Source organism: Dyadobacter soli, assembly GCF_900101885.1.
Classification (GTDB): domain Bacteria; phylum Bacteroidota; class Bacteroidia; order Cytophagales; family Spirosomataceae; genus Dyadobacter; species Dyadobacter soli.
Genome location: NZ_FNAN01000005.1, coordinates 146,494 through 159,216, shown reverse-complemented (window position 1 = coordinate 159,216; position 12,723 = coordinate 146,494). Strand labels below are relative to the sequence as shown.

Genomic DNA, 12,723 nt, shown 5'->3' with positions numbered 1-12,723 from the left:
GAAGTGAGTTAAAAAAAAGTTGATCCTCAATCAGCAATGCGCTATGCAAAGAAAACGGGACCCGAAATTCGGATCCCGTTTCATTTATTACCCAAGTCCCTTTACTTTACCACAAACGTCTTGCTGTGAACTTCCCCGTTCGGATATGTAACACGCAGCACATACACGCCCGCACGAAGTCCCTTGATGTCCAACGTGTTGCCGGATTGCGCAGCATTCAGCACTTCCATGCCAGCGACATTGTACACAGAAAGTTTGTATGAACCGGATTTCGGCAACTTCAAAGACAGTTTTCCATCCACTACCGGATTAGGATATACGGACACCGCATTCTTATCCGATTCGAATCGGACCGCTGCAATAGAGCTGAACGCGTACGATCCATCCGTATCGATCTGTTTCAGACGATAGTAGTTGGTACCGGCCAATGGTGCCGTGTCTGCAAAGCCATAGGTCAGCAGGTTTTTGCTGTTACCGTCGGCTGTCTGGTTTTCTACAAAACCGATGGCTTGCCATTTGCGCGCGTCTGCACTTCTCTGGATTTCAAATCCGGTATTGTTCACTTCTTCGGTCGTAGCCCAGGTCAGGTTGGTTGTGTTTCCTTCTTTGGCCGCATTGAAATACGCCATTGTTACGGGCAGGGCCGATTCCTGTGTCGTAGACAGGTAAACAAACGATGAGAATGAAGTGAGGTTATGGAACTCGACATAGTTCACACCATCTTCCACGCCGGTGGCATCAGGCGTTAACGAAACCGCCTTCGAAACGTCGAGTTTTCCGTATGCATAAACATTCGCGATCACTTCATCAGCCGTGCCCTGGTATTTGAACCATCCAAATGTTTGCTCGCCTTGTACGGCTGTTGCATTTTTCTCGGGTATGCTGTAATAGATACGCACTTTGCCAGCTGACAATGGAGACGATCCACTGTTTGTTACCGTGGTAATCCTCGCCATCAGGTTGGTTTTACTGCTTCCGTCGTCGTAGCTGGCGCCCAGAGGTGTAATTGTTACCGCCAGGTTGGCCAGTTCAGGATCGGTATAGCCTGTAATTCCCATCAATTTCTGGGTGTTGTCTGCTGTCTTACGGAAATACTTCCAGGTACCTACATCGCAGGCGTTGGTCGAATTGTTGGTTGTTTCCGTAGTTGCAGGCAAATAAACCACACCCTGGTTGAACGGCGTTACTTTACCATAGGTGAAGTAGCTGGCTCCATTCGGGAAGTTGTGTGCCAAATCATAGTCCGTTCCGTTCACGGTCAGCGCCTTGACAGTGACGTTGGTTGTAAATGCAGCGTCGTCAGCGAAAATGATCACATAATCCCCGCATGCATCACCCGTTGCAAACGTAGTGGTACCAACAGAAGCGATCGGGAAGCGAATCTGTACATCGTTGGACACGTTGTTAGTGTTCTGAACTTTCCAGACCCGGTTCATGCGGCGTCCGTTGCTTGCAGATCCGGCATAGGTAAAGGCTGTGTAAGTGCTGGCTGTATTGGTCATTGCCTGCGTATTGCCGTTGTCACCCCAAACGAGGAACTGACCGTCGCTTAGCGAACCTGCATTGGCAGCATTGGTAGCTGCTATTTCACCCAAACTTATGATAACCTGATTGTTCGTGTTGGTATGCTGGCTACGGCTTTGCTTCTGATGCAGGGCGGACATGAAATCGTTTCCGATACCTGCTACGTTATTGTAGTGGGCACTGTTCGCATCTTTATCCCAAACAACTGTTCCACCTGAAGTGGTGTAGTTGTTGCTATTGTCCAGGGTAAGACCATACTTGATTGCCAGGTATGATTCGACCTTATTTCTTTCAACATCGGAATTGTTGCCGTTGCCATAAATAATCATCTCACCGATATTACCTGTAAAGCCTGCATTATCGCTACCATTGCTTGAAAACTGAGTGGAACCAATAGCGAACCCGCCGGTCATCGCACCTCTGGCTGTATGTACACCATTACTTACAGTGGGGTTACCATTTATGCTTCTTCCAAGAGACAAATCCGTAAATTTATTATAGGTAATACTTGGATAGGTAGTTGCCCAGGCTCCACCGGGATTAGCCAAATATCTTGCTCCGAACGCATTGTTAACCCTTTCGAGTCTTTGATCAGCAATGAGACCGATTCCATCCCAATAGGCAATACTGCCTGTAATATTGGTATTGTTAACCAATGAACTGAATATCCTCCCATTAAAACCAGGTGAAATACCTTCCTTAGTTAAAGTATAAATATCAAAGTTCAAATTGGTAATAGTTTGCACTCCAATATTTCCCAACGACTGTGTAGCAGCTGTAAAATTAATACCCGGATTGTAGTTGAAGTAATCGGAAGCACCATTTTTCAAAACAGGCAGGGCATTATCTCCCAATTGGGAAATGGTTGTACCTGACGTAAAATCAGTCCAGTTAACCACATCCGCACCCTCTGCTCCGGCATCTACTAACTTATCGGCTCTATACCAATAGCTAAGGTTACTTGTAACACCGCCCGGAGCCTGAATAAATGCTGCGAAGGTAAAATACTGTCCATTAGCCAATGTGACATCGACATAGGCGTACTCAATCCCGTTTACAGTCTGGCTGTTTTCCATTGCAGTTATTGCATCTGATGCATCGATGGTCGCATCAGCGCTCTGGATCAGCTTTAAGTTGGCATATCCTTTTGGCCAGGCAACTCTCACAGTTCCCACACCATTGGTATTTTGCGTCTTCCAGATGGAAGCGAAACGATAATTTACACCACTTATTCCAGCGATAGAAACCGTTGGCGCTTTTGCAAGGTTGTTATCTCCCCAGGTAAGGAACTGATTGTTGCCTAACACACCTGAGTTGGAAGCATTGGTGTTATCAAGACCCGTAGTGCTTATCAATACCTGACGTCCCGGATTTGTGCTCCATGATTGCTTCTGATACAGAGATCCCATATCGTCACGGGCAACACCTGCAATGTTAAAATGATAGCCGATATTGGTCGCACTTGTCCACACGGGCGTAGAAGACGAGTTCACATAATCTTTTGTACCAGCTGCATAGGTCGTACCATATTTGATCGCCATGTATGTTTCAACCCGGTTCATCTCATCTTCACTAAGTCGCTGTTCAAATACAACTACTTCGTTCAGTTGGCCGTTTAAAGGTCCATGGTTGTCATCCTGACCAATTTGGAAATCTCTGGATGCAGTATTGATTACCGCATTTTGAATCTGGTTGGTACCTGAATAAACAGTACGATTTCCATTTAACGACACGGTAGCACCCGCATACGCAGCCGTACTTCCCTGACCGTTTTCCCATCCGGATCCGATGGTAAAGTAGTTCTTATTTACAAAACTATTACCCGACAAACCCTGATATCCGGGGCCACCAGTAAAAAACAAAAGATTGTAGTTACCGCCTGTCAAATAGGTATGTAAGCCAGGATAATCCATTGAGGAATGGAAACCGGCAAAGCCGACATTTTGTAAGCTGTTCATATACCCTGCGGCGAAGATCGATCCGTTTGCTCTGTCAATAACATCTACTCCTGTCGGCGCAGTATAGCGCATCCATTGGCTACCGTTAAAGGTTACGGTTGGGTTGAAATTCGCCAGTGTCGATGTATTGGAAAATGCTGGTCTGTCACCTGCACTTGCCTGTGTTAAGTTAAAGCCAGTTCCCTTGTATTCGTTCCATTGCTGAATAGTAGCTCCATCAGCCGCAACGGTTGTGCCTGCATCAGAAAACTGCTGACCTGCTGCATCCGCTCTGTACCACGCGGCTGAGGCTACATTGCCAGGACCGGACACAAACCCTGCGAACGTAAAGTACTGCCCATCGCTTAATGTAACGTCGGCATAGTTGTACGAAACACCGTTGACAGATATTGAATTTGCGGTCATATCTGTTCTCGTGTCTGTATCGTCAATGGTGGCGTCAGCACTTTGAATAAGCGTCAGGTTCGGAATGCCCGCCGGCCATGTCACACGTACAGTCCCAACTGATCCCGTGTTCTGCACTTTCCAAATGGCAGCAAAACGAAGATTGAGCGTAGGGACGCTGGGGAAACTAAACGACGACGAAAGGGTCTTGGAAAGACCATTATCCCCCCACAAAAGTGACTTCCCATTATCTAAGGCAGAGAGATTCGACGCATTATTATCCGTTAAACCAGTAGTTGCTATCAGCACCTGGGAACCAGTGTTAATACTTTTTGATTGCTTCTGAACCAGCGCACTGGTCTCATCGCTCGCGATACCGGCAATATTATTACGATATCCCGTATTTACGGTCTGATCCCAGATCACCGTCGTTCCATTACTTGCGATATAGTTGTGTGGTAAAGTGATACCGTATTTGATCGCCGTGTAGGTTCTTACGCGTTGTTTCTCTGCTTCGGTAAGATTTCTTTCATAGGCGATCACCTCACCAATCAAACCATTTCTTTCCTCTGGCTGAGAACCCAATACACTACCATCAGCATGTTGGGCATAAACAGCACTGAATGTTTGCGTGTTTGAGCTGGTAGTACCGTTCTGGCCGTATTTAATACCCGCAGTTCCTACGGTAAACGACACGTCATTCAGGTAAAGCCTGTTGGTCACTACGGCAGGCAGCGCAGGATTGGAATCCGCATATGGATAATTGACCACATTTTGCCCCAAACGTGTAAATACAGGTGAATTGGCATTAATCAGGCCTGAACCTGTCGTAGTTGCTCCAAACCCTAATATATCGGCATATCCCCCGACACTTCTGTCCAGGTTTACGGTAAACATCGTACTGTTGGTACCATTCGCCGAATAGGGTTTCCCCGCAGGAACTACCATGAAACGGGCATTGCTACCAGTAGTACCGAAATCAACAACCGGGTTAAAGTTGTAAGCTGTTGTAGCCGTGAAAGGCTGACGACTTGCATTCGTTTGGGTATAGTGGTTTGCATTTCCTGAGAAATCATTCCATTGCGCAGGTGTAAAACCGTTATCTGATTTTAGCCAAACCCGGAGGTCAGCAACGACCCCGCCCGGGGCATTCACCTTAGCTGCAAAGGTGAAAAACTGACCATCGGCCAGTGTTACATCGGCATAGTTGTACACAATGCCATTAATCGGAGCTGTCTCGGCAGACATGGCCGTGACAACATCGCTTCCGTCTATTACCGCATCGCCACTCTGAATCAATTTTAGGTTATCCAATCCCTTAGGCCATGCGACACGCACAGTTCCTGTACCAACATTTTGTACCTTCCATAACGAAGCAAAACGGGCATTCACATCTGCTCCTAAGTCGTTGGTCACAATGGAAGGGCTTTTGGCTAAACCATTATCACCCCACACAAGGAACTGGCCGTTCGTAAGCCCCGTAGTGTTTAATGTGTTGGTATTGGCCAAACCAGCCGTGCCAATTAATACCTGATTGCCATTGTTAATACTGCGTGATTGTTTTTGATGCAATGCACCGTTATCATCCTTTGCTATCCCCGCAATGTTATTGTTGTAGCCGGCATTGGTAGCCTGATTCCAGATGATTGTACTTCCATTGCTGGCAATATAGTTGTGTGGCAAAGTAATGCCGTACTTGATCGCCGTATAGGTTCTTACACGTTGCTTCTCCGCCTCTGAAAGATCCCTTTCATAGGCAATTACCTCACCTATCAAACCATTTCTAACCTCCGGCTGCGATCCCAATACACTTCCGTCGGCGTGTTTTGAATTACCTGCAGTGAAAGTCTGCGTATTGGCCCCGATAGTCCCGTTCTGGCCATACTTAATTCCGGCGGTACCTACGGTAAATGATACATCGTTTATGTATAATTTATTTACTACAACGGCGGGTAAAGCAGGACTGGAATCCCCGTAAGGGTAATTGACTACGTTCGTTCCCAACCTTGTAAGTACAGGACTGTTCGCATTAATCAGGCTGGCAGTGGTCGTACTAGCTCCAAACCCAATGATATCGCCATATCCTCCGGCAGCTCTGTCCAGGTTTACAGTAAAAATCGAGCTGCTGGTGCCATTGGCCGAATAAGGTTTACCTGCCGGAACGACCATAAAGCGGGCGTCACTGCCGGAAGTTCCGAAGTCGACCACCGGATTGAAGTTATAATAGTCCGCAGCCACAAACGGTTGACGGCTGGCATTGGTTTGCGTATAGTGATTGGCATTCCCCGATCCGTCCGTCCAGGAGGCGGGGGTGAAACCATTATCCGAACGCAACCATACCCGCAGATTCGCGGAAACCCCTCCGGGCGATTGCGCCCGCGCGCCAAGGCAAGCGAGCATTGCAAAGGCAAGCGCGACGGCGGCATTTTGTACATTTAGTTTCATAAAATAGTAATCATTTGTTCGTAAAAAGGTTAGACAATCCATTTTGTTTTATTCATTCATAATCAGCACATTAAGAGTTAAAAATGTATTTCAAAACTGTTGTATATGCTCCACCGGCACCAATTTGACCTTACTGGCAATGTGGTTCGACATTACATCGCACGGGCCTTGCGTAATCGACTTGACGCAAGGCCAATTCTTCACACAATTCGGCCTCAATGCATTTATATAGACCTGGTAATCAGATCATCGTATTGGAGCAATGTTAATAGCATAGTGTGGTATAGCACAGCATGATTTCAGAGTAGGATATCAAGAGAATTAATTCTAATTCTGAGGAGCAGTTTGGAAATATTTCTACGACAAATATCCCAACTTAATTCGATTACGATGGGTGACTATTTTGGCTAATTGGGTGTCTTTTTTTGTCAAAAAAGTATGTCAATATTTTCACCACCTGATAAATGATACGTGACACCGGATAGGACATCCATATGGCTATAAAAAAAATCAAGCCTCCCGGAATTCCAGGAGGCTGACCCATTACTCAACGTTTGCCAATATACAGGCACAATTTAGTGTGTATATGTCAGTGCAGAAAACAAGAAAAATTCACTTTAATCAAGAATACACATTTAATCAAACTAGCTTGCTCCACGTTTGATCTCCGCCGGAGTTTTGTTAAAAAATTTTCGAAACTCCTTACTAAAATATTTACTATCCTCATAACCAACCGCGGATGAAACTTCGTTTACGGGATATATTCCGGTCTCCAATAATTTCATAGCTCGCTTCATTCTTATGTTTTTTACAAATTCGTTTACAGTAACACCAGAAAGCAATTTAAGTTTGCGATAAAGAACAGAAACACTTGTTCCAGTTTGAAAAGCTATTTCGTGTACGCCAAAATTTTGATCTGAAATATTCTCGAAAACCAGTTGCTCCAATTTTTCAATAAACCGATTAGTTTCTCCTTTCGATTCGGATTGAACCGATATCTCTTGTGCAACTTTCCCACGCAATGCCCGGCGAAGCCGGATCATGTTTTCTATTTTAAGTCCAAGCGCATAATTATCGTATGGAAGAGATACATAATCTTCCGCACCTGCTCGAAGCCCGTCAATCTGGTAGCTAACAGGCCCTAATAAAATAATAACTATGTGACTCGTAGAAGCGTCAGATTTCAATTTTTCACAAAATGAAAGTCCATTGAGGGATGATGCAGAAATGTCGCATACTATTACATCAGGCCGCAGTTGTCTGACGAGGGAAAGCCCGTCATCTCCTGTATTGCTATTTACTATACGGATACTTTTTGCCAACACGTCATTTCCAAAGTCATGCAAGTCTACGCTATCGTAAACAATCAGAATTTGCTTCCTGTAATGCGAATCCATAACACCTCAGAGCGCTGTAATTTGAGTTAAAAAGGTCGCTTATATTTCTTAATACGACGTCGACAAACTTAGCGCGCTGCATATTCGCTATCAATTGATCAAATCTGAAAATCAGCTATAAACCCAAAAATCTTACCAAATTGGTAAGATTCTCCCCCCTGGATGCACGAATTGACCCATTCACACACCTGTCATACCGGACACCCGTACACGCATCGAAAATAACTGTACGAAACAAATTTTCAAGACCCAAGAAAACCACCCGAAAAAGACAATTAAATCACCAATGCATGTTGAAATAAAACAATAATGTTACAGCATCATTAATTAATAGACAATAAAAATCAATTTTCAATAGCTAAAACAATTCCGAAATATGATCAGCAACAGTAAGAGAGAAGAAAATATTATGGTAGTAGTCGACACTCGCACGATGTACAGAGCCGGAATAAAATCAATCGTACAATCACAATTACCTGATTGCATGTTTCTGGAACGAGATTCATTCAATGATGTGCCGCTGGATAGCCTTGACGCAAATGCCGTATATTTTATGATCAGAATAGGAAACATTTCCGATCAAACTATTTTAAACATTATCAACAAAGCAAGGTCGGCTCAAAAGTCTTGCAAGATTATTCTCTATGATTATCAGCAATCAATTCATAACATTCTTGAATTTTTCAGAAATGAAATCAATGGATATCTCCCCGGCGATTTCAACGAAAGTGAACTCAGGGAATGTATCACTTCGTTAGCAGCGAATCGGCTTCATGTCAACTTACAGATAACAATCGAACTAATGACAGCCAATCTACGGACAGGTGCCAAGAAAAAGCCACGAATCGCCCGAACACCGTCAAAGTTACCCATGTATTGCTAACGGGGCCAAAACCGTCGTAAATCATCAAGGAAATGATAAGACTGAATTAGGACGGTAGTTCGACACCTAAGCCTTTCAGGTCTTTATCGGTCAGGTGAAAACAAATAATGAGCAGAATGGTGGCGGCCATCAATGCCGTCCGAAATAACAGACGCATAGCTATATACGTAGTTCTCCCATAGAAAGAAGATATGGAACCGAAATCCCATATCTTCTCTTCATGTCCGGATCAAGAATGCTTTGCTTTTTATTTCACAACAAACACCTTGGTTTGCACATCGCCGCCTGTTGAGATGACGCGTAACACATACATACCCGACGCAAGTCCATGCAGGTTCAATTCCTGGGTTTTGGCCAGACTCTGTTTCAGCACCGAAACTCCCGTCAGCGTGGTTATTTCAGCACGATACCGCTCGGAGCCTGGCATATTGATGGTCAATTTGCCATTCACCACCGGATTAGGATAGACAAATATCCGTCCTGTGCCATTTTCAACAGACACCGTTTTGATGGCGCTGAAAGCATATGTGCCGTCCAGATCGACCATTCTCAGGCGATATAGATTTTCACCTTTTTCCGGTGAATCGTCGGTGTAATAATAATTTTTCAAAATACTGCTTTCCCCGTTTGATTGAACACTGCCGATTGTAAACCAAACTTTGCCATTAGGGCTACGTTGTATTTCAAAACGGTCGGAATTCACTTCTTCGGTGGTAGACCAGGTCAGGTGCGCCGCATTTCCTTCTTTTCTGGCATCAAAGGCAACCAGTGTTACAGGCATTGGGCAATCGACAATGATGGTCAGTGTGGCAGTCGATTCGAGGCCATTGCCATCGGTTACCACGTAATCGATAGATACGGTATCGCGCAGGCCATTGATCGGAGTAAATGTGATTGCGCCTGTCACTGTATTCACATTATATTCACCCTGTGCAGCGACAGTCAGCGTCGTCACCCGAGCAAGCGTGCCCGGTGTCAACAGCTTCACACTGGAAGGTACCAGCGGCGCACTGCCGGCCACGTCATTGGCCAGCACATCGACCGTAGCCGCGTTGCAAGTAGTGGTACCGTTGTCGTCCAGAGCCACTGGCGGATCAGTCACGATTGCGCTTGGGCAGCGCGCACCATCACCCGGCGTTACGCCGGAAGCCGTCGAAAACAAGGAGGCTGTAAGATTTGTAAGCGGCGCGCTGATCTTGAAAATGGCCCCGCTGCCATTGTTACCTACATACATATCGCCATCGGTATCGAAGAATGCAGTGCCAAAAGCACCGGTGTAGGTAGATGTTTCAATGCCTGCGCCGGTTACTGAGCCCAATGTAGTTCGGTTACCCGTTGCCGGATCAAACTGATATAGCACCTTGCCTGTTCCAAATCCATAAAGCAGGCCATTGGTCGGGTTGAACGACCAATCGTTCAAGTCGGTCGGCGAAGTGGGCAGTGTTACGGCAGTCAGGTAATTTGCGGAGCCGGGATTCAGGTCGACCTTGGTGATCTGGTTGGAATTGGAGGCATACAGATACAGAATACCATCCGGGCTTACATCTCCGGTTGCAAAACCCGGAACCGGTGACGGAAAGCCGGTCACATTATGGAATGTCACAGACCAATCACTGCCGATCCGTACGAGCTGATTGGTGCCGTAACGGAAACCCCAAATGTAGTTATCGACCGTGTTGTAACCGATGGCGTTAATGAAAGCATTAGGGCCTTCGATCAATGTCTGTTTGCCCAGGGTTGTAACACCGCTCGAAAGGTTGAGTGTGTAACCGTCAGAAACATTAGAACCGCCTATATTCCGGTTACCGATCACATAACTCAATTCCGAGCATGGGAAAGCAGGCTGGGCAACCCAGGAAGCGGTAGCTTCCCGGAAAGGATACGCAATGTCACCCTTGCTTAACCCAATAAATCCCTGAAAATCTTCCAGACCTGTACAGGGTTCATATACAATAAGATTGTTGACATTCCAAAAACCTGGTTGATTGTATACAACCCGTAACGTCGCAGTGGTACTTGTAGCACTGGTAACGGACACTGCCGCGGAAGCGGGCGATGAAGCAAACGTCAGGGTGCTGTTGCCTGCATCATAGGCCGCCCCTGTAACCGAGTTCAGGGTTACGCCCGCAGGGAGCTCCAACTTAAATATTCTCGCATGTCCACCGTCGTCTGTCAGGTTAACGGTAAAGTTTTGAGGCATCCCTGCCGACACTGCGGATGCCGGACCAGTAATTGAAAACACTGGCTCAGCCGGGCTTGGCAGGCTTGGAATAGCGTCGATCGCATCTCCATGAAGCCCCGCGTAGGGAATCGTATAGTTGGGACCGAGTGTTGAATTCACCGCCGACTGGACATCCATGAAGTTTTGATAAGTCGTTGCCGGTGTTGCAATGTTCTTCATTATATAGGCCAGACGAGCTGCCTTTAATTGATCAACCGCATCTGCACTTCCTGATTTATCCAAGTCCTGGCGAACCTGTGGAAAAAAAACAACCTCCCCTATGTAATTACTGTTCGCCATAGAAGGTGAGGGTTTCCCGTAGTCAATACAAAAAGAAAGTTCGGAAGAAACAAGATTCTTATTCGCATCAAAATAGGAAGTGGCAATTGGTGCGGCTTCCTCGGGATAGGAGTCCATCACAGTGTACGAATTGGGAGTTATAAACTTTTTCCAGTAAGCTACCTGAAAACCAAATGCTGACGTCGCAACCTCGTCCCCGGTTGTGTAGGGGATAAAGATTTTAAAGTCCCCTCCCGCGGAAGCGACAGGGCTCTCAAATGTCACAGTAACCGAGCCTGTATATGTACGGGTTTGCAGCAAATAACCTGGTGCGTTTACCGATGTTATAGTTTCGGTCGGTGTCCCAGTTGCAGAAGTTCCTTGATAAATCTTGATAACCGAGGTGGAGGCCATGTCCAGAAAATCAAACCGAAAAACGACCTTGCCTGTTGTTCCGTCTGACAACTCCGGATTAATTGTAACCATACGGAGCGGATAAACGGCATTCATCGTCTCGGTGAGTGACAATTTGCCCGATGTCGCCTTTCCGCTGCCAGCCTTTCCAGCCGGAACATTCTCAGGAAAAGTATTCTCATCAAAGCTTGAATTAAAAAAGTACCACCTGGTTCCTCCCCCGGGATCCGGGCATGATTGGGCATTCGCCAATGATAATGATACGCATGTGAAAATAGCGACAAGAATAAAGGTTGTGAGCCTTGTCATAAGAATGCCACGAGTTGTGAAGAAGTTTAACATGGAAAATGAAGGTTTAAATTCAATTACTTTTCATAAGGCACTTCGTAGTGTGTGAATAAGAATGATATATTGCTATAATATTCCATCTAAAATGACTTAATAACAGCATAGAAAAATTCATCAAAATGAATTACTAAGAATGATTTTTAAGAACTATTAATTCTTTTATATATTATTTAATTAAGAGTTTTAATCATCGTGTATTTAGATAAACAGGCTTCCCAAACTATGAATCTCAGGTAGTAAATCCTGGCCTATTCATTGGTAGTTTTTATTTTGTAAAACTATTGCTTTTCAACCGTCCGGAAGGCTGAAAAATTTGTCCATTAATGGGGAAAAATTTGTCAAACCATCTAATTATCAGTATATTCCAATACCTTAACCAATCCACAGCCTCCGTAATTTACCAGGGCTACAAACTAAATATTGGACACGACAATTTCCGATCAACTAGCCCATTTTCAGTTCCGTCGAAACACGTTATCACGAATAGACAAGAAAAACTCAGCTCAAATCGACGCAGTTCTCGATAAGTTCACAAGGGCTTTTTGATCAGCTGCTAAAAATTTCTACCATGATCTGCTAGCTGATCAGAAACTGCCTGATCGAGTCCGAAGGGTGTAAATAGAGCCCGGCAAAAAAGTTGCAAAAGTGAGTCGGATTGGAATATACGCCCGTGTTATTTCGATCCAGAGTGATGGCATTGTTCAGCAGACGAAAATGAGCACTTTTCAAACTATATTGTGTCGTAATCAACGGCTCCGTTTTACTGATCAAATCACGTGAGAACAACCGCCTTGATGTTCTTTAAGCATTGGTCACAATGCAAACAAATTCTTCATATCCAATCAATTAATTGCGATACCGTTAAATCAT

At 45.2% G+C, this 12,723-nt stretch carries 4 protein-coding genes; 1 reads left to right on the top strand and 3 read right to left on the bottom strand.

What is annotated here, in order from left to right; translation table 11 throughout:
- Window positions 1-101: 101 nt before the first annotated feature.
- Both BLQ88_RS09165 and BLQ88_RS09160 read right to left on the bottom strand, forming a co-directional pair.
- On the bottom strand, window positions 102-6,311 hold the full coding sequence (locus tag BLQ88_RS09165) for a T9SS type A sorting domain-containing protein (protein WP_176884952.1): 6,210 nt from the start codon (window positions 6,309-6,311) through the stop codon (window positions 102-104).
- A gap of 644 nt (window positions 6,312-6,955) precedes the next feature.
- Complete coding sequence (locus BLQ88_RS09160; protein WP_090148618.1) at window positions 6,956-7,708, bottom strand: response regulator transcription factor; 753 nt, start codon at window positions 7,706-7,708, stop codon at window positions 6,956-6,958.
- A gap of 376 nt (window positions 7,709-8,084) precedes the next feature.
- On the opposite strand from BLQ88_RS09160, the gene BLQ88_RS09155 reads away from it, so the two are divergent.
- Window positions 8,085-8,591: a hypothetical protein gene (locus BLQ88_RS09155; protein ID WP_090148617.1), complete on the top strand. Its 507-nt coding sequence runs from the start codon at window positions 8,085-8,087 to the stop codon at window positions 8,589-8,591.
- A gap of 247 nt (window positions 8,592-8,838) precedes the next feature.
- Here BLQ88_RS09155 and BLQ88_RS09150 read toward each other — a convergent pair whose 3' ends face one another.
- The gene (locus BLQ88_RS09150) at window positions 8,839-11,577 is read right to left on the bottom strand and encodes a DUF6923 family protein (protein ID WP_176884951.1); all 2,739 of its coding nucleotides are present in this window, start codon (window positions 11,575-11,577) and stop codon (window positions 8,839-8,841) included.
- Window positions 11,578-12,723 lie beyond the last annotated feature (1,146 nt).